Origin of the sequence: Streptomyces sp. NPDC048734 (genome assembly GCF_043198675.1) — a bacterium.
Lineage (GTDB): Bacteria > Actinomycetota > Actinomycetes > Streptomycetales > Streptomycetaceae > Streptomyces.
The window spans coordinates 180,480-198,759 of sequence record NZ_JBICUZ010000012.1 but is presented as its reverse complement, the minus strand read 5'-3'; the positions used below and the strand labels follow the sequence as shown (position 1 = coordinate 198,759).

The window sequence follows — 18,280 nt, the reverse complement described above, 5'->3', positions numbered from 1 at the left end:
CACCCCACCGTGCCGGTGACGTGCGCCGACCGCCCCCAACTTCCCGGCTCACCGGTGTGATTGACTGCGTGCGTGGTGCACGAGTCGGTCTTCCGGACCCAGGACCTCCCGGCGGCCGACCGGTTCGAGGCCTGGGTCCAGCGCATGGGCCGTACCCACGCGCCGATGCAGCTGAGCAGTGAACGCGCCGCGGACTACGACGGCTCCCAGCGGGCGATCCTCCTCGGCGACGTCACCGTGTGGCCCGCCACCTTCGACCCGCTGGTCTTCCGCCGGACCCCCCGGCTCATCCGCGCCTCCGACCCCGAGGCCTACCACCTCTCCCTGCTCCTCAAGGGCGAGGGAGCGGCCAGCTGGGGCAACAGCAGGCAGGCGGTCTACACGATGAACGACTTCCACGTCAGCACCTCCTCGCGTCCCTTCGAGATCCACACCGGAGCCGACCCCGTCACCATCGTCGGGGTGGAGATCCCCCGCGCCCAGGTGCCGCTGCCCGACCGGTACGCCGACCAGGTGAGGGGACGCCGCATCTCGGCCACGGAAGGCATCGGCGCGCTGCTGGCGCAGTTCCTCCTCCGGCTCGCCGCGGACACCTCCTGCTACCGGCCCGCCGACGGACCCCGCCTCGCCACCGTCGTCACCGACCTGGTCGCGGCGGCCCTCGCGCACGCCCTCGACGCCGATCCGAGCCTGCCGCCCGAGAGTCACCACCGGACCCTCACCCTGCGCGTCAAGGCGTTCGTCCGCCGTCACCTCGCCGACCCGGAGCTGACCCCCGCCACGATCGCCGCCGCCCACCACATCTCCCGCAGCCACCTGTACCGCCTCTTCCGGGCCGAAGGCCTCACCGTGGCCTCGTACATCAGGGACCAGCGGCTGGAGCACGCCCGCCGCGACCTCCTCGACCCCGCCCGGGGCACGACGCCGATCCACGCCGTCGCCGCACGCTGGGGCTTCCCGCGGGCCGCCGAGTTCACCCGCGCCTTCCGCACCGCCTACGGCCTCCCGCCCGGCGAACTGCGCGCCCGCGAACACTCGCGGCCCGGCCCGCCCGGAGACGCTCCGCCAAGCGACCGTGGACGCCTCGCCAACGACACGGACCCCGGCTCCGACGCATCCTGGTGACCCCACGGCGGCGGATCGCCGCCGGAGCCGGGGCGGCGTGCCAGGACCACGGGGGAGTCCTGGCACGCCTGTGCCCGGCGGGCGGGCCCCCGACCGGTGCGGCGGGCGGCGGTCGGACGGCGGTCCCGGTGGTCGAGTGGTGACGGTCCGGACGGCGGTCCCGGTGGTCGAGTGGTGACGGTCCGGACGGCGGCGTACGGTCGAACGGTGAACACGACAGTGGACGCGATCGTTCACTGAACTTCCAGGGGCCCGCCCCCCGTGCGGGCGACACGCCATGAGCACACCTCCGCAACCCACTTCCGCGTCCCGGACCTCCGCGCGTCCCGCGGGCGGCGACGGAAACGCGATGGCACTGTTCGTCATCGCCTCGTGCCAGCTGATGGTGGTCCTCGACATCACCATCGTGAACATCGCGCTCCCCGACATCCAGCGCTCCCTGGACTTCTCCACCGCCAACCTGTCGTGGGTGGTCAACGCCTACACGCTCACCTTCGGCGGTCTGCTGCTGCTCGGCGGCCGGGTCGGGGACATCCTCGGACGGCGGCGGGTCTTCGTCTTCGGCGTGCTGCTGTTCGTCCTCGCCTCGCTCCTCGGCGGACTCGCCCAGGGCGCCGGCCAACTCCTGGCCGCCCGCGCCCTCCAGGGCGTCGGCGGGGCCATCGCCTCCCCGACCGCCCTCGCCCTGATCAGCACCACCTTCCGCGAAGGACCCGAACGCAACCGGGCGTTCGGCGTGTTCGCCGCGGTCTCGGCGGGCGGCGGCGCGATCGGACTGCTCGCCGGCGGCATCCTCGTCGAGTGGCTGGACTGGCGCTGGGTCTTCTTCGTCAACGTTCCCATCGGCCTGCTCATCGCCCTCGCGGCACCCCGCTGGATCAAGGAATCCGCCCGCCACCCCGGCCACTTCGACATCGCCGGCGCGGCGACCTCCACCGCGGGCATGGTCCTGCTGGTGTACGGCTTCATCCGGGCCGCCCAGGACGGCTGGCGCGACCCGCTCACCCTGGCCTCCTTCGCCGGGGCCGTCGTCCTCCTCGCCGTGTTCATCGCGGTGGAGAAGCGCTCCCGGCAGCCGATCACCCCCCTGCGCATGTTCGCCGACCGCAACCGCGCGGGCACCTACGGCATCATGCTCTGCCTGGCCGCCGCCATCTTCGGCATGTTCTTCTTCCTCACCCTGTTCGTGCAGAACGTGCTGGACTTCAGCCCCCTCCAGGCGGGCTTCGCCTTCCTCCCGGTGAGCGCGGTCATCGCGCTCGGCGCGGGACTGGCCTCCCGGTTCCTGCCGACGTACGGCCCGAAACCCTTCATGGTGGCCGGCGCGATCCTGGCCGCCGCCGGACTGGGCTGGCTGACCCTGACCGACGTCCACTCCACCTACGCGGGCAGCGTGCTCGGCCCGATGCTCGTCTTCAGCCTGGGCATGGGCATGGAGTTCGTCTCCCTGACCCTTATGGCACTGTCCGACGTGCCCACCCGGGAGACCGGCGCGGCCTCCGGGCTGCTCAACGCCACCCAGCAGGTGGGCGGTTCGCTCGGCCTGTCCATCCTGGTCACGATGTTCGGCACGGCCAGCGGCAACGAGGCGGACGAACAGGTCCCCGCGTTCCTGTCCCAGGCGACCCCGGTGGAACGCCTGCGCTTCCAGCGCACCGGCGAACTCCCGCCGCCCTGGGGCGACGAGGTCCTCACGGCGGGCGTCTCCGCGGCCTTCGTGACGGCGGCCGTCTTCACGCTGGTCGCCGCCCTGATCGCCCTCGTCGTGATCCAGGTCCGCCCCTCCGACCTCGAACGCCTCAAAGGCGACGGAGCGGGGCCGCCCGGCGGATGAGGCACCGTCCCGCGCACGTCGGCCGCGCGCCGGTGTGCGCGGACGGCCGCACCGCGGGCGCCGCGCCGCCGGCTCCGGCCACGTCCCGCCGGGATGCGGCCACGGCGGTGCCGCCGGGTCAGTAGGGTCCGCTCATGGTTCATCGAGACGTGGGAATCCTGCACCCCGGCGACATGGGCGCCGGCGTGGCGGCGCAGGCGATGGCGGGGGGTGCCGAGGTGCGGTGGCTGCCCGCGGGACGGTCGGCGGCGACGCGACGGCGGGCGGCCGGCATCGGTCTGCGTGCCGCGGCCGATCTGGGGGAGCTGGTCGAGAGCTGCGAGATCGTCCTGAGCGTCTGCCCGCCGGCCGCCGCCCTCGACGTGGCCGAGGAGGTGGCGGGAGCCGGTTTCCGCGGTGTCTACGTCGATGCCAACGCGGTCAGCCCGGAGCGGATGGCGAGGATCGCCGAGGTCCTCGCGGGCGGCGGCGCCACGGTGGTGGACGGCGGGATCACGGGACCGCCGCCCCGCGAGAACGGCACCAGCCGCCTGTACCTCTCCGGTGACGCCCCGGCCGTCGCCCGGGTCGCCGGCCTCTTCGCCGGCACCGCCCTCGCGCCCCACCCGCTGGCGGGCCCGATCGGCCGCGCCTCGGCGCTCAAGCTGTCCTTCGCCTCCTACAACAAGATCGCCTACGCCCTCGCCGCGCAGGCCTGCGCGCTGGCCGACGGCCACGGCGTCCTCGACGAGCTGATCGAACTGGCGGCGGGGTCGTTGCCCGGCACACCGCTGGCCGGACCCGAGCGGCTGGCCGGCGCCGGCCGCAAGGCCTGGCGCTGGGAGCCGGAGATGGCCGAGATCGCGCGCGCCTGCGCACAGGTCGGCCTGCCGGCCGGCTTCGCCGAGGCCGCCGCGGAGACCTTCGCACGCTGGGAGGCGCACAAGGACGACGGGACCGTGACCGGCGCCCGGCTCGTCGCCGACCTGCGCCGGGCCGGGCGGCCCGCGGAGCCCGGCACGCCGTGAGCCGCCCGGGTGCGGCGGAAGGCGGCTCCGGCCCGCCGCACCCGGGCGTCGGCTCAGTCGTCGAGCGCCGTCAGGACCTCGCGCAGGTCGACGAACTTGAAGTTCGTCGCCGTACGGTCCTCGGCCCGTCCGGCGTCGTCGTGACCGTCCTGCACGACGAGCAGACCGCCCGGGAACCTGCGGCCCAGCGGGGCGTTGAGCGCCGCGGCGCCGTCGCACTCCTCCGAGCCGTCGGGCCCCGTCGCGGTGGCGGCGACTCGGAAGCCGCCCTCGTACTCGTTGTCGTCGCTCCGCTCGCGGTCGTAGGCGGCGAAGGTGTCGTCACCCTGGCTGGAGGCCAGCAGATAGCCGTCGCCGTCCGCCTCGGCGACCAGGGTCAGGCCCTCCACGTCCGCCGCGACCCGCGTACCGCCGTACCCCGGGTCGGTGCCGCTCACGCACTCCTCGGTGGCCTCGTCGTAGGTGCCGGGCACGCCGTACTCCCGCACGGTGTCGACGAGCCGGGGCGTTCCGTCGAGGGCGGCGGGCATCCGCCAGATGCCGACGTCCTCCTGGCCGGCGTACAGCGTGCCGTTCGCCGGGTCGACGACCATGCCCTCGACCTGCGGCAGTTCACCGGGCTCCGCGCACGGCGACCAGGACGTGCCGTTCGGCAGGCGGAAGGAGGACGGCAGGTCCAGGGTGCGGACCTTGCGGTAGCCGACCCTGCCACCGGCCGTCGCCGTCAGTTCGAGCAGGGCGATGGTGGTGCGTTCGCGCCGGCTGACGAGCGCGTAGGTGCGGCCGCTCGCCCGGTCGGTCCAGGTGGCGAGGCCGTACGCGGTGCGCTGCTCGTTGATCTCCGCCTGGTCGGCGGAGAAGACCGGCGGGGCCGCCGGGTCGGTGACGTCCGAGAGGGGACGGCCGGGCGAGGCGGGGTCGACGCGGTAGATCCGCAGCCGGTCGTTGCCCCGGTCGGTGGTGACCGCGAGGTCGGCGCGCCCGGTGGACAGCTTCAGGCCCTGCACCACGTCCACGTTGTTGTAGCGGCCGGGCGCGTCCTCGGGACGCGGTCCGGCGGGCGCGGCGAGCGACTGCACGAGCCGGGCGCCGAGGTCGTACACCCTGAGGCCGCCCTCCTTCGCGGTGGCCACGACCAGACTGGCGTCCGGGTCGGCGGCGTTGCGCCAGATCGCCGGGTCGTCCGCGTCGGAGTTGCCGCCCGCCTCGTCGTCGTACAGGGCCGGTGTCTCGACGCGCGGGAGGACGGCCGGCAGGGCGTCGTCGTCCCCGGCGGAGGCGGGAAGTGCGGCGGTCAGAGCGAGTGACGCGGTGAGGACGGACACGGCGAAAGCCCTCGGAAGCGATCTGGCCACGTCGACCTTCCTTCGATGGGGGGCGGGACCGAACGTGATGACCTTGGTGGTGCGGGCGAACGGCGGGGCGGCGCGGGGGTGAAGGGCGGGTGCCGGCGCGGGGAACAACCGCCGTGCGCGGCCGGCCGGGGCCGCCGGACGCGGCCACGCCGAGGAGTGGGCGAGCAGGTGGTCGACGGCCCGGGGTACGTCGAGGGCGCGGTGGTGGGGGCGGTGAGGCCCTCCGGCCAGGGCCGACCCGTCACCCGGATCGTCCGCAGGCCCGCCCGGTGGCCGCCCCGGACGTCGTTCTCCGGGGCGTCGCCGGTCATCCGGTCGCCCGCACCGATCCGGGTGCCGCAGCGCGCCGCCGCCAGTTCGAACAGGCGCGGGTCGGGCTTGCGGACGGCGATGTCCCCCCAGGCGCCGATCCCGTCGACGAGATCGGCGAGCCCCGTGGCCCCGACCTCGGCGCGCTGGATGTCGGAGGACCCGTTCGTGGCGACCCCGACGCTCCAGCCGCGCTCGCGCGGCCGGGCCGGGCCGTTCAGCACCGCGGGACGGCAGGTGACGGCTGCGGCCATGCGGTCGACGTACACCCGCCACAGGTGGTCCGCCGACTCACCCGGTCCGAACGCGGCGCGCAGCCGCGCGAAGTCCGACCGCTCGGCGTGGTCGGCGAGTTGGGTCAGCGGCCACCGCTCGATCCCGGGCCCGTACGCGTGGTCGTGGCAGAGGTCGGCCACGGCGTCGGCGAGGGCGGACGTACGGTCCACCGGCGTGCCGTCCAGGTCGAGGAGGGCGAGGCGCATGACCGGGACCCTACCCATGCGGCGATCCGCCCGACCCCGTCCGGCCCGACCCCGTCCGACTCGGTCCCGTCCGGCCCGGTCCCGTCCGGTCCGGCCCCGTCCGACCCGGCCCGGGCGTACCGCGGGCGGCACGCGGGTATCGCGGCGGGTTTGCGGCCCGGGGGAGCGGCAACGCGAAGTCCATGACTGAACCGAACACGGACACGAACGAAGAGCGCGCCACCAAGCGCGCGACCGCATCCAAGGCCCGGAGCGCCACGGACAAGGCGACCGCTCCCGCCGCACGCGCCGCAAAGGGCGCCGCGGACAAGGCGTCTGACGCCGCGTCGGCCACCGGCTCCAAGGCCGGGCGCGCCGCCGAGAAGACGGCGGGCGTGGCGCAGGGCGCGGCCCGTGGCGTCGAGGCGGGCCGTCAGGCGCTCGCCGTGAAGACCGGTCAGGTCGCGGCCACGGCCAAGTCCGCCACCGGGCAGGTCGCGGCCACCGCCAAGACGGCCACCGGGCAGGTCGCGGCCACCGCCAAGACGGCCTGGACGGTGATCGCCCACCGCAAGCTGATCGCGGCCGGCGTGGGCGCCGGTGTGACCGCGCTGACGGCCGCGTCGTACGCGGCGGGCCGCCGCTCCGGCCGCCGGCCCCTCGGCCCGATCACCCGGCTCACCGGCGGCCGCATCTGACGCCCCGCACGCGCGGTGGGTCACACCCCGGCACGTCCGGGCCCACCGCGCGGAGGCGGGGAGGACGCCACCGGCCGGCCCCGCGAACCCCGGCGACCGGTCGCGTCGTGCCCCGTGGGGCAGGGGTTCGTGGGGTCGCGTCGTACCGTGCGCGCGGCGGGCACGGGCCCCGCCGTGCGTGGCACGGCGGGGGATCGGCCGTGCAGTACCACCCGCGGAGCGGGGGATCTGCCGCGCCGTACCGCCCGAAGGCCGGGGAACCAGCCGCCCGTACCGCGCACAGGGCCGGGGACCGATCACGGTGAACCGTGCCGGCCGGGGCACAAGCCCGAGTGATCTTCACCGAAGGCCGCTTGGGAGGAACCATCACCGTGACCGCACCCACCCGCCCGATACGCCCCGTGCGTCGCCGCCGGCGCTTCGACCTGCGCACGACGGCCCTGTTCTTCGTCCTCCTCGCGATCCTCCTGACGCTCGCGGGCGTGGTCGCCCGCACCGCCGCCGCCGCGGCCGAACGCCGCCCCGCGTGGGCCGTGACCCTCCTCGTCCTCGGCATCGCCGCGACCGTCGCCTGCTACCGAGGCCGACGCCGCTGGTCGGCGCGCAGACTCGTGCGGCACGCCACCGAGGCCCTCGAGGAAGCGGCCGAGACAGCCGTCGACGCGCTCGCCGAGCCGCCGGCCGTGGCCGTCCCGGCGGGCGTGGCCGAACCGCCGGGGGCCGCCGCCCCGGCCCCGCCCTTCGGCGCCGACGGCACGGCGCAGACCCTCGTCATCGAGACGGCCCCCGCCGCGGACACCACGTGCGTCACCGACTACTACGCCCTGGATCCCGACGAGTTCGAACAGGCGATAGCCGGCCTGTGCGCCCGCGACCACTGCACGGACGTCGAAGTCGTCGGCGGCGCCGGTGACCTGGGGGCCGACGTACTGGCGGTGGCACCGGACGGACGCCGACTCGTCCTCCAGTGCAAGCGCTACGGGGACGGCAACAAGGTCGGTTCACAGGATCTGCAGCGCTTCGGCGGCACCTGCTTCACCGTCCACGAGGCCGATGTCGCCATCGTCGTCACCACCAACGACTTCACGGCACCCGCCGTCGAGTACGCGCGGCAGTGCGGCATCGTGTGCGTGGACGCCGAGGGACTGCTCGCGTGGCACTCCGGCGCGGGGCCCCGCCCGTGGGAGCAGACCGGCCAGGGCTGACACCCGGAGCACCGGGACCGGCACCGACGGCTCACCTCCCGACGCCGGCGCTGCACGGCCGTACCGCTGCTGCACGGCCGTACCCGCGGCGTACGGCCGTATGGAAATTCTTCGTCGTCATCCCGGTTCGCCGTCCCCGGCGTGGGCACTTGGCGGTGAGCGAAGGACGAGTACAGGAGGTCGTCGTGGCGGTCCGGCATCGGCTGATCAAGACATCCCCGCGGCGGGTGTGGGCCGTCCTCGCGGACGGTGACCGGTACGCGGACTGGGTGGTGGGCACCGCGGAGTCCACCCCGGTGCGGGGCCAGTGGCCCCAGGTGGGCGCGGAGATCGGCTACGAGGTCCGGATCGGCCCCGTCCGCCTGAGCAACCGGACCGTCGTACGGCGCTGCGAGGAGGGCACCGCCCTGGAGCTGGAGGCCCGGGCGGGCGCGCTCGGCACGGCGCGGGTCGCCGTCGAGCTGCGGCCCTGGGGCGAGCACTGCCTGGTGATCGTGGACGAACACCCCCTGCAAGGGGTGGGCGGGGCCCTGCACAACGCGGGCGTGGAGGCGCTGATCCAGCTCCGGCACCGCGCGATGCTCGCCCGGCTCGCCGAGGTCTGCGAGAACGAGGTGCCGGACGCCGGACCGGGGCCGGTGCAGGTACGGGCGCACGGCGGCGCCGATGCCTGACGCCGTGGTGATCGGGGCCGGACCCAACGGTCTGGTGGCCGCCAACCTGCTGGCCGACGCCGGCTGGAGCGTGACGGTCCTGGAGGAGCAGCCCGAGCCCGGCGGAGCGGTGCGTCACGACAGGGGAGTGGACCCGGACTTCGTCAACGACCTCTTCAGCTCCTTCTACCCGCTGGCCGCCGCCTCCCCGGTGGTGTCGGGCCTGCGCCTGGAGGAGCACGGCCTGCGGTGGAGCCACGCCCCCCACGTCCTGGCGCATCCGCTGGGCGACGGCAGGTGCGCGGTCCTCGACCGGCGGGTCGACGCCACCGCCGCCTCCCTCGATGTCTTCCACGACGGGGACGGCGCCGCCTGGCGCCGGCTGCACGGGATCTGGGAACGGTTGCGCCCCGACATCCTCGACGCCCTGTTCACCCCGTTCCCGCCGCTGAAGGCCACCGGGCGGCTCGCCCTGCGGCTGCGCACGGCGGGCGGCCTGCGGCTGGCCCGCACGCTGGTGCTGCCGGTGCGGCGCATGGGCGCCGAGGAGTTCGGCGGCGAGGGCGGCCGGCTCCTCCTCGCCGGGAACGCGCTGCACGCCGACCTCGCCCCGGAGGCCGCCGGCAGCGGCGGCTTCGGCTGGCTGATGTCCATGCTGGGCCAGACGTACGGCTTCCCCGTCCCGGCCGGTGGCGCCGGAGCCCTCACCGACGCGCTGGTGCGCCGGCTGCGCGCACACGGCGGCACCCTGCGCTGCGGGCTCCGGGTGGACCGGATCGTCGTCCGCGACGGACGGGCGGTCGGCGTACGCACCGCCGACGGCACCGCCGTCACCGCCCGCCGCGCCGTCCTCGCGGACGTCTCCGTCCCCGCCCTCTACGGCGAGCTGGTCGAGCCCGAGCACCTTCCGGGCCAGTTGCTGGCCGACCTGAAGCGGTTCCAGTGGGACTTCGCCACCTTCAAGGTCGACTGGGCCCTCGACGGCCCCGTGCCCTGGCGCGCCGAGCAGGCCGCGCGGGCCGGCACCGTCCACCTGGCCGACGGAGTCGACGAACTCACCCGCTTCGCCGCCCAGATCGCGATGCGGCAGATCCCCGACCGCCCGTTCTCCCTGTTCGGCCAGATGACGACGGCCGACGCGTCGCGTTCGCCCGGCGGCACCGAGTCGGCCTGGGCCTACACCCACGTGCCGCACGAGGTGGCCGCCGACGCCGGGGACGAGGGGCTCACCGGCGCCTGGGACCCCGGGGAGCAGGAGCTGATGGCCGACCGGGTGGAACGCCAGGTCGAACGGTTCGCGCCGGGCTTCCGCGCGCTGATCCGGGCCCGCCGCGTCCTCGCCCCGCCCACCCTCCAGGCCCTCGACGGCAATCTCCGCGCGGGCGCCATCAACGGCGGCACCGCGGGCATGCACCAGCAGCTCGTCTTCCGTCCCCTGCCCGGCACCGGACGGCCGGAGACACCCGTGCGCGGCCTGTTCCTCGCCTCCGCGGGCGCCCATCCGGGCGGCGGCGTGCACGGCGCGCCGGGGGCCAACGCGGCCCGCGCGGCGCTGCGGCGGCGCCGGTCGCCGGGCCTGTCCGGGCTCCAGCGCGCCCTCACCCACCGGGACCGCGCGGGGCACGTACGACCCGACTGAGGACGACCGGCAGCCGACGATCGGAGCGCGCCGTGGCGCACACCCCCCTGAAGACCGTGGCCCGCGGGAGCGGGGCGCACCGCGCCGTGGCGCACAGCCCTCTGGAGAACCGCACCGTCGTCGTCACGGGCGCCGCGCGGGGAGTGGGCGCCGCCCAGGCCCGTGCCCTCGCCCGGCGCGGCGCACGCCTGGCCCTGCTCGGCCACGAGCTGCCGGCCCTGGAGGCGCTCGCCGCCTCGCTGCCCACGCCGGCCCTCGCCGTGGAGGCCGACGTCACCGACGAGGCGGCCCTGCTGGACGCCGCCGAGACCGTCCGCACCCGCCTGGGCCCGCCGTCGGCCGTCGTCGCGAACGCGGGCATCGCCGAGGGCGGCCCCTTCGGCGGGACCGGCATGGCCTCCTGGCGCCGCGTCGTCGACGTGAACCTCACCGGCAGCGCCCTCACGGCCCACACGTTCCTGCCCGACCTGCGCGAGACGGCGGGCTACTACCTCCAGATCGCCTCCCTGGCCTCCCTCGGCGCCGCCCCCCTGATGAGCGCCTACTGCGCCTCCAAGGCCGGCGTGGAGGCCTTCGCGCACGCGCTGGGGGCCGAGGAGGCGCACCACGGAGTGGCGGTCGGCATCGGCTACCTGAACTGGACCGACACCGACATGATCCGGGACGCCGACCAGCACGCCGTGCTGCGGGAACTGCGCGCCCACATGCCGCCGCCCGCCCGGCGCGTGTACCCCGCCGAGACCGTCGCCGAGGTCCTCGCCCGCGCCGTCGAACGCCGCAGCACCGCGGTCTACGTGCCCGCCTGGCTGCGCCTCGCGCAGATCGCACGGGCCGCGCTGCCGCCGCTGGTGCTGCGCGTCGCCCGGCGTGAACTGCCCCGGCTCGAGGCCGAGGAACCCTTCCGCCCCACGGGGCTGCTGGGGGCCGGCGGGCGGGCCGACCGGGACGCCCGGCCTTTGCCCTGACCCCGGCCTCTGCCCTGATCGGAGCCCTTCCGCCCCACGGGGCTGCTGGGGGCCGGCGGGCGGGCCGACCGGGACGCCCGGCCTCTGCCCTGGCCCCGGCCTCTGCCCTGATCCCGACCCCTGCCCTGGCCCCGACCCCTGCCCTGATCTCGACCCCCTGCCCTGGCCCCGACCCCTGCCCTGATCTCGACCCCCTGCCCTGGCCCCGCCCGGCCGCCCCCCCCGTGACCGTGTCACCGCCCCGGACCGGCTCAGAAGGCGTAGCGGACGCGCAGCCACGGCGCGCGGGCGCCGATCAGGTCGCGCAGGTCGCTCAGCGCCTCGGCCTTGGTCCGGTCGCGGTAGCGCACGTTCAGCGCGCCGTTCTCGGAGCGCTTCGCCTGCTGGAGGTCCGGCTGCCACAGCACCTGTTCGGCACGGGGATGCCAGCCCAGGTTCACCTCGTGCAGCTCACGGTTGTGCGTGAGCATGATCACCTCGGCGGCCGCCTGCCGCTTGACCCGCTCGGGCAGCACGTCGTCCAGTTGCCGGAGCAGCTCGGCCCAGGCCTTCCGCCAGCCCGGCCGCAGGACCACGGGGGAGAGGTTGAAGTGCACCTCGTAACCGGCGTCCAGGAAGTCGGCGGCGGCGGCGATCCGGGCGGCGACCGGTGAGGTGCGCACGTCCAGGAGACGGGCGTCGGCCTCGGGCATCAGGGAGAACCGGATCCGGGTCCGGCCCCGCGGCTCCAGGGCGAGCAGGTCGGGGTTCACGAACTTCGTGGCGAAGGACGCCTTGGCGGTGGGCCAGTGGCGGAAGGCGTGCACCAGGTCGGCGGTGTTGTCGCAGACGAGGGCGTCCACCGAGCAGTCCCCGTTCTCCCCGATGTCGTACACCCACGCCGCGGGGTCGCACTGGTTGGGTTCCCGCTTGGGGCCCTGCCGCGCGATGTGCCGGCCGAGGTGGGCGATGATCCGGTCGATGTTGGTGAACACGGTGATGGGATTGGCGTAACCCTTGCGGCGCGGCACGTAGCAGTACGCGCACGCCAGGGCGCAGCCGTTGGACGGACCGGGGGCGATCCAGTCGGCCGAGCGCCCGTTGGGGCGTGTGGTGAACGTCTTCCGCTCGCCCAGCACGAGTGTCTCGCCCTTGACGCGCACCCACCGCTCGACGTTCCCCTCGTTGCCGTGCAGCCCGGGAACGCGCCAGTGGGAGTCGACCTCGACCAGACGGGCGCCGGGGAAGCGGGCGATGATCTCGCGGCCGCGCGCGGAGGCCGCGGCGGCCGGTTCGGCGTGGATCTCCCGAACGGGCAGCAGCCGGCGCGCCGTGTCGGAGTCGCGAAACGACGAGCGGGCGCGGGTTCGGGACGGGGAGCGGGTGGAGGACGGGGGCGGTTCGAGGGCGTCGAGTCCGAACAGCGCGCCGGGGTCGCCGTCCGGGCCGACCGACGGGGCGGGCATACGGGCTCCGAAGGGGTGACGTGCGACCACGGGCGTACCACTCTACGCATTCCGGGCAGACATCTGCGCATTCCGGGCAGACGCCTGCGTATTCCGGGCGGGCGTCCGCGCGTTCCGGGCGGGTGTCCGCTCCGGAGCGGGCGCCGCGCGGGCGGAGCCCGTCAGGGCGTGCCGGTCGACCCGGTGCCCGACCGCCTCCGCAGCACCATCAGAGCGGTGTCGTCCCCCGGCGTGCCCCTCGCGTGCCGGCGCAGGTCGCGGTAGACGGTCGCCGGCAGGTCACCGGGGCGGACGTCGTCCCAGGCCGCGGCCCGCTCCTCCAGCGGGTAGAAGTCCCCCGACGGACCGCGCGCCTCGGTGACGCCGTCCGTGCACAGCAACAGCGTGCTGCCCTGCGGGAAGGCGAACCACTCGACCGTGCGGGGCAGCGGGGACAGGGCCTCGAGCCCCAGCGGGACGCACGGCTCGCCCTTCAGCACCGGACCGTCCCGGTCGCCGTGCAGCATCAGCGGCGCGACGTGGCCGCAGTTGATCGCCTGGACCTCCGTGTCCGCACCGACGCCGAGGACCAGCGCCGTCACGAACCGCTCGCTCTCGCCGGCCTGCGCCGCGAAGGAGTTGTGCCGCAGCACCGCGTCCTCCAGGGCGTCGACGACGGCGGTCAGCGTGGGCTCGGCGACGGCCGCCTCCCGGAAGGCGCTGAGCACCGAGAAGGCCGCGCTGATGGCGGGCAGTCCCTTGCCCTGGACGTCGGCGATGAAGACCCGGCTGCCGTACGGCGAGGACACCACCTCGTACACGTCGCCGCCCACCCGGCTGTCCTCCTCCACCGGCTGGTAGACGCCGTGCACGATGATCTGGTCCGTCATCAGCGGGAACGGACGCAGCAGCTGCCGCTGGAGCGCGGCCGCGGCGGACCGCAGCCGGGCGATCTCCCGGTCGCTGCGGACCCGTTGGGCGGCCCGCGCGACGCTCAGCCCGTTGAAGACGAGGGCGAAGACGACGGTCGCGCTCGCCGCGCCGATCGTGTCGTCCGCGGTGTCGAACAGGGCCGCGGCGATCATCACCGTGACCCAGGTGGAGGCGACGGCCGTCTGGCGCACGCTGCCCCGCCCGGCGATCAGGGCGGGCAGCACCACGAGGAAGGGCGCGAGCCTGGTCTCGCGGTCCAGGAAGACCCCGACGACCGCCAGCAGCACCGTGACCGCGACGAGCCAGAACAGCACGACCGACCACCGCAGCGGCGGCGCGCCGCGGCTCTCCCCGCCGGCCGCCGACGCCCCGCCCGGTTCTCTCGACGCGCTCACCGTCTCTCCGCTCCCTCTCCGCTCCGTGCCCGGCCTTCGGCGTCCCGCCCGGGACCGGCGGCGGGGACACCCCTCCCTTCAATATCCGCCTCCCGCGCCGAGCCCGCCGGTCGCGGCATGGTGATCGCACGACCGTGCTCGCCCTCCTGTTCGCCTGTTCGCCGTCCTCGGTGCCGCCGGCAACGCCGTGGGCACGGCGTTGCCGGCGCAAGGCCGCCGCCGCGGTGCCGCACGGCGGCGGCCTGCGACTGCCGCGCGCCCTGGCCCGGCGGCCCGTCCGGGCGGTCGGCGTCACCGGTGTCGTGGGTGCGGTGGCTCCTCCCCGAGGCCGCGGGGGCCTCGCTGGTCCTGTGGGGCGTGCCGCGGCTCACCCGGGTCGTGCCGCACCTCGCCGACGTCGCCCGGTAGGACCGGGCCCCCCGCCGCCCGACCGAGGGCCGGGCCGGTCGGGCAGGATGTGCACCGGGGGCGTCCGGTCGGCGGAGCCGGGGAAGGAGGGGTGCGTGAGCGAGGAGCCGGGCCGCGCGTGGACGGCCATGACACCGGGGGACTTCGACCGGGAGGCGCCGCTGCGGCTGAACGTCCGCACCGGCGGCGCCGCCGTCCCGGCCGAGCCGGACGAGTGCGGGACGGTGCCCCTCTTCGGCGACGAGGCGCCCGCCCGGCGGCCGCCGGCCCGGCCCCGTCGGCGCGACGCCACGACCCACGAGCAGGAGCGCCTGTTCTGACCGGTCGCCCCCGCGGTCCCGGACCGGCGACCGCTCAGCGGCGGCCCGTGAACCGCAGGACCAGCAGGGCCACGTCGTCGGTGCGCCGCCCGGCCGTGCCGGACGTCCGCAGCAGGGTGTCGGCCAGTGCGTCCAGGTCCTGGCCGTCGGAGCGGTCCAGCTCCTCGGCGAGCTGGTTCATGGAGTCCTCGAAGTCGGCGCCCGGGGTTTCGATGAGTCCGTCCGTGTAGAAGGCGAGCATCAGCCCTGGCACCAGCGGGATCCGCGTGACGGGGAAATCGGCGTCGGGGTCGATCCCCAGGGGCGGCCCCGGCGGTACGCCCAGGGGCCGGGCGGCGCGGCCCGGCAGCCGCAGCAGGGGCGGCGGATGGCCGGCGCTGGCCAGCGAGACCCGCCGCCCGGCGAGGTCGAGACGGGCGTAGAGGCAGCTGGTGAACAGGTCGGGGGCGAGGTCGGTGAGGAGCCGGTTGACTCCGGTGAGGACCCGGTCGGGGGGAGTACCGAGGGCCGTGTGGGCGTGCACGGCGATGCGGACCTGCCCCATCAGCGCGGCGGCGGCGACGTTGTGGCCCTGGACGTCGCCGATGACGGCCGCCGCGGTGGTGTCGTCGAGGCGGATCAGGTCGTAGAAGTCCCCGCCGATGTCCATGCCGTGGGTGGCGGGCAGATAGCGGGCGGCGACCTGCAGACCCTCGATCGGGGGCAGCGTGCGCGGGAGCAGCGCCTGCTGGAGGCCGTGCGCGACGTCCTGTTTGGTGTCGTACAGCCGGGCCCGGTCCAGGGCCTGGGTGATGAGTCCGGCGAGCGAGGTCAGCACGGCGCGTTCCGCGGCCGGGAAGTCGTGCGGGTGCTCGTAGGACAGGACGCAGATGCCGACCGCGCGGCCCGAGAGGGTCAGCGGCAGGAAGGCCCAGGCCTGTTTGCCGCTGATCCTCGGCGCCTCGGGGTAGACGCGCAGCATCTCCTCCGGGTCCGAGAAGAACGCGGGGATCCCGCTGTCCAGGGCGTGCCCCGCCGGGGTGAGCCCCGTGTCCAGCGGCAGCGCGTCGAGGCGCTCGATGGTCTGCGGCGTGTAGCCGCGGTGCCCGATGATCCGCAGCCGGCCGGCCTCGGCGGTGGACAGCACCAGTCCCTGGGCACCGAAGGCGGGCATGATCTGGTCGGCGACCAGGTCGACCACGTCCTGGACGCCGACCACCTCGGTGAGCGCGGCCGCCAGGTGCGTGAGCTGGTAGAGCTGCCCCGTCCGGGCCGGCGCGGCCCCCGCCGCCCGGCGGGGCGCCGACAGGGCCGGAGCCTGCTCGCCGCTGGCGACGATCCGGACGCTGATGCCGCTGGCGTCCGGGTAGAGGTGGAACTCCAGCCACTGGCCGGGCGGCCGGCAGGCGGTGAAGGACACGGGCGCGCGGCTGAGCACCGCGGCCCGGTAGCGGTCCTCGTAGGTGGGGTCGTCGAGCCAGCGCAGCGACTGCCACGGCAGCGTGCCCAGCAGCTCGCCGGCGTCGCGCCCGAGCAGTTCGCAGGCTCCGGAGCTGAGGTAGGTGAAGCGCCCCTCCAGGTCCAGGGCACAGCTGCCGCCCGGCAGCCGTTCCACGAAGTCGGCCACCGCCAACGCGGGTCCGGCGTACCGGTGCCCGGCCCCTGCGGGCAGGACCCGCGGCCCGCGGGTACCGGCCCGTGGTCCGCCGCGCTCGACGGCCTCCTCGAGCAGCCGTGCCAGCCGTCGGCAGCTCGACATGATGTTCTCCCGCTCGCGCCCGGTCATGTACGGGGGACGGGTGGTCGGCCACATCAGCAGCAGGGCTCCCCAGCGTCGGACGCCGGTGACCGGCGCGGCGGCCAGTGCCAGCGGATAGGGGAGTGCCATCGCGGTGCGCGGATAGGACCGTGCCATCTCGCTCTGGCTGCCCACCCACACCATGCGCCCCTCGCGGACCGCGTCGGCCACCGGCGCCGGCGCCACCGTCGACACGCGCGTCCACGGTTCGGCCAGCCCGGCGGGCGCCCCGCACAGCACGTCCAGGGAGAGCACCTGCTCGTCGGTGGAGAGCAGGTAGAGCGCGCCGATCGACGCGCCGGTGCGGCGTACGGTCTCGGCGAACGCGGCGTCCAGGCCGTCGGCGTCGACGGGCGGACCACCCGGGTCGGTCACGAGGCACCTCCAGCGTCGCAGGGGAGTCTCCCGCACCGCCGCGGGCGGCCGCCCGCTCCACGCGCGGTGCGGCACACCCGCGGGACACGCCACACCTCTCCCTTCAAGGACGCTACGCCGATCCGGGACGCTCGGCACGTCCCCACCGCGGTCTCATCCGAGGACGGCGAGCGCCTCCAGCAGCCGGTCCACGTCCTCGGCGGAGCTGTAGGGCGCCAGCCCGACCCGTACCCCGCCCTCGGCCCCCAGCCCGAGGTGGCGGGACGCCTCCAGCGCGTAGAACGAACCGGCCGGCGCGTCCACCCCGTGCCCGGCGAGGTGCCGGGAGACGTCCGCCGGGCGCCGGCCCGCCACCGTGAACAGCAGCGTCGGGGTGCGCCGCGCGGCCCGCGAGTACACCGTCACCCCGCCGATCTGCGAGAGCCCGGCCTCCAGGCGTTCGCGCAGCGCCTCCTCGTGGGCCTCCACCGCCGCGAAGGAGGCGACCAGCCGCGCCCGGCGGTCGTCGCCCCCGGTGCCCGGCACCAGTGCGGCGAGGACGTCCACGGCGGCCCGGACCCCGGCCAGCAGCTCGTACGGCAGCGTGCCCAGCTCGAAGCGCTCGGGAACGGTGTCGGCGGACGGCAGCAGCTTGTCCGGCCGCAGGGACTCCAGCAGAGCCGCCCGGCCGGTGAGGACGCCGAGGTGCGGACCGAGGAACTTGTACGGCGAGCACACCAGCGTGTCCGCGCCGAGCGCGGCGAGGTCGACCGTGGCGTGCGAGGCGTAGTGCACGGCGTCGACGTGCAGCAGCGCGCCCGCCCGGTGGGCGAGTTCGGCGACGGCCGGGATGTCGGGACGGGTGCCCAGGAGGTTGGACGCCGCGGTGACCGCCACCAGCCGGGTGCGCGGGGACAGGACCTCCCCGATGCGCTCCGGGGCCAGTTCACCCGTTCCCGGGTCGAATTCCGCCCGGCGCACGGTCGCGCCCACCGCCTCCGCCGCCTGGATCCAGGGCCGTATGTTGGCGTCGTGGTCGAGCCGGGTGACCACCACCTCGTCGCCGGGACCCCAGGTCCTGGCCAGGGTGCGCGCGAGGTCGTAGGTGAGCTGGGTGGCGCTGCGGCCGAACACGACGGTGCCCGGGGCGGTGCCGAGCAGGTCGCCCATCGCCCGGCGGGCCGCCAGCACGATGTCCTCGGCGTTGCGCTCGCCCCGCGTGACGTGCCCCCGGTTGGACAGCGGGTGCGCCAGGGCCTCGGCCATGGCGTCGATCACCGGCTGCGGGGTCTGGGTGCCCCCTGGCGCGTCGAAGCGGGCCGTACCGGACCTCAGGGCGGGGATCAGCGCGCGGATCGCGTCGACGTCGAGGTGCATGCGTACTCCTGCGGGGTGAAGGGGCGGACGGGCCGGGGCGC

Annotated in this window: 15 protein-coding genes; 9 read left to right on the top strand and 6 right to left on the bottom strand. The window is 75.5% G+C overall.

Going from position 1 to position 18,280, the window contains the following annotated elements; translation table 11 throughout:
- Window positions 1-72: 72 nt before the first annotated feature.
- From ACGFQC_RS28095 to ACGFQC_RS28085, 3 genes are all read left to right on the top strand, one after another.
- Window positions 73-1,125 (top strand): helix-turn-helix domain-containing protein, encoded by a 1,053-nt coding sequence (locus ACGFQC_RS28095; protein ID WP_363089661.1) that lies wholly within the window; start codon window positions 73-75, stop codon window positions 1,123-1,125.
- A 349-nt stretch (window positions 1,126-1,474) separates the two neighbouring features.
- Window positions 1,475-2,959, top strand: a complete 1,485-nt coding sequence (locus tag ACGFQC_RS28090; protein WP_363089660.1) for an MFS transporter — start codon at window positions 1,475-1,477, stop codon at window positions 2,957-2,959.
- 134 nt (window positions 2,960-3,093) lie between these two features.
- On the top strand, window positions 3,094-3,966 hold the full coding sequence (locus tag ACGFQC_RS28085) for a DUF1932 domain-containing protein (protein ID WP_363089659.1): 873 nt from the start codon (window positions 3,094-3,096) through the stop codon (window positions 3,964-3,966).
- A 53-nt stretch (window positions 3,967-4,019) separates the two neighbouring features.
- On the opposite strand, the gene ACGFQC_RS28080 is transcribed toward ACGFQC_RS28085, so the two are convergent.
- Window positions 4,020-5,321 carry a phytase gene (locus tag ACGFQC_RS28080; protein ID WP_363089658.1) on the bottom strand — a complete coding sequence of 434 codons (1,302 nt, stop codon included), beginning with the start codon at window positions 5,319-5,321 and terminating at the stop codon, window positions 4,020-4,022.
- Window positions 5,261-6,112, bottom strand: coding sequence for an HAD family hydrolase (locus ACGFQC_RS28075; protein WP_363089657.1), 852 nt, complete (start codon window positions 6,110-6,112; stop codon window positions 5,261-5,263). The genes ACGFQC_RS28080 and ACGFQC_RS28075 overlap by 61 nt, the downstream gene beginning before the upstream one ends.
- Before the next feature lie 182 nt (window positions 6,113-6,294).
- Here ACGFQC_RS28075 and ACGFQC_RS28070 point away from each other — a divergent pair, with 182 nt between their 5' ends.
- The 5 genes from ACGFQC_RS28070 (at window position 6,295) to ACGFQC_RS28050 (ending at window position 11,251) form a co-directional block, all read left to right on the top strand.
- Window positions 6,295-6,789 (top strand): hypothetical protein, encoded by a 495-nt coding sequence (locus ACGFQC_RS28070; RefSeq protein WP_363089656.1) that lies wholly within the window; start codon window positions 6,295-6,297, stop codon window positions 6,787-6,789.
- A gap of 371 nt (window positions 6,790-7,160) precedes the next feature.
- On the top strand, window positions 7,161-7,994 hold the full coding sequence (locus ACGFQC_RS28065) for a restriction endonuclease (protein ID WP_363089655.1): 834 nt from the start codon (window positions 7,161-7,163) through the stop codon (window positions 7,992-7,994).
- A 185-nt stretch (window positions 7,995-8,179) separates the two neighbouring features.
- Window positions 8,180-8,668 carry an SRPBCC family protein gene (locus ACGFQC_RS28060; protein ID WP_363089654.1) on the top strand — a complete coding sequence of 163 codons (489 nt, stop codon included), beginning with the start codon at window positions 8,180-8,182 and terminating at the stop codon, window positions 8,666-8,668.
- Window positions 8,661-10,286, top strand: a complete 1,626-nt coding sequence (locus ACGFQC_RS28055; protein WP_363089653.1) for an NAD(P)/FAD-dependent oxidoreductase — start codon at window positions 8,661-8,663, stop codon at window positions 10,284-10,286. The genes ACGFQC_RS28060 and ACGFQC_RS28055 overlap by 8 nt, the downstream gene beginning before the upstream one ends.
- Window positions 10,287-10,372: 86 nt before the next feature.
- Window positions 10,373-11,251, top strand: a complete 879-nt coding sequence (locus ACGFQC_RS28050) for an SDR family oxidoreductase (RefSeq protein ID WP_363089712.1) — start codon at window positions 10,373-10,375, stop codon at window positions 11,249-11,251.
- A gap of 251 nt (window positions 11,252-11,502) precedes the next feature.
- Here ACGFQC_RS28050 and ACGFQC_RS28045 read toward each other — a convergent pair whose 3' ends face one another.
- Together ACGFQC_RS28045 and ACGFQC_RS28040 are read right to left on the bottom strand one after the other, a co-directional pair.
- Window positions 11,503-12,696 carry a spore photoproduct lyase family protein gene (locus ACGFQC_RS28045; protein WP_363089652.1) on the bottom strand — a complete coding sequence of 398 codons (1,194 nt, stop codon included), beginning with the start codon at window positions 12,694-12,696 and terminating at the stop codon, window positions 11,503-11,505.
- A gap of 161 nt (window positions 12,697-12,857) precedes the next feature.
- Window positions 12,858-14,003: a PP2C family protein-serine/threonine phosphatase gene (locus ACGFQC_RS28040; protein WP_363089651.1), complete on the bottom strand. Its 1,146-nt coding sequence runs from the start codon at window positions 14,001-14,003 to the stop codon at window positions 12,858-12,860.
- A 503-nt stretch (window positions 14,004-14,506) separates the two neighbouring features.
- Here ACGFQC_RS28040 and ACGFQC_RS28035 point away from each other — a divergent pair.
- A complete protein-coding gene (locus ACGFQC_RS28035) occupies window positions 14,507-14,731 on the top strand; it encodes a hypothetical protein (RefSeq protein WP_393288838.1) in 225 nt (74 codons plus the stop codon).
- 34 nt (window positions 14,732-14,765) lie between these two features.
- Here the strand turns inward: ACGFQC_RS28035 and ACGFQC_RS28030 are convergent, their stop codons facing one another.
- Together ACGFQC_RS28030 and ACGFQC_RS28025 are read right to left on the bottom strand one after the other, a co-directional pair.
- Window positions 14,766-16,883, bottom strand: coding sequence for a SpoIIE family protein phosphatase (locus ACGFQC_RS28030; RefSeq protein ID WP_363089650.1), 2,118 nt, complete (start codon window positions 16,881-16,883; stop codon window positions 14,766-14,768).
- A gap of 153 nt (window positions 16,884-17,036) precedes the next feature.
- Window positions 17,037-18,239 carry a cysteine desulfurase-like protein gene (locus tag ACGFQC_RS28025; RefSeq protein WP_363089649.1) on the bottom strand — a complete coding sequence of 401 codons (1,203 nt, stop codon included), beginning with the start codon at window positions 18,237-18,239 and terminating at the stop codon, window positions 17,037-17,039.
- Window positions 18,240-18,280: the final 41 nt, after the last annotated feature.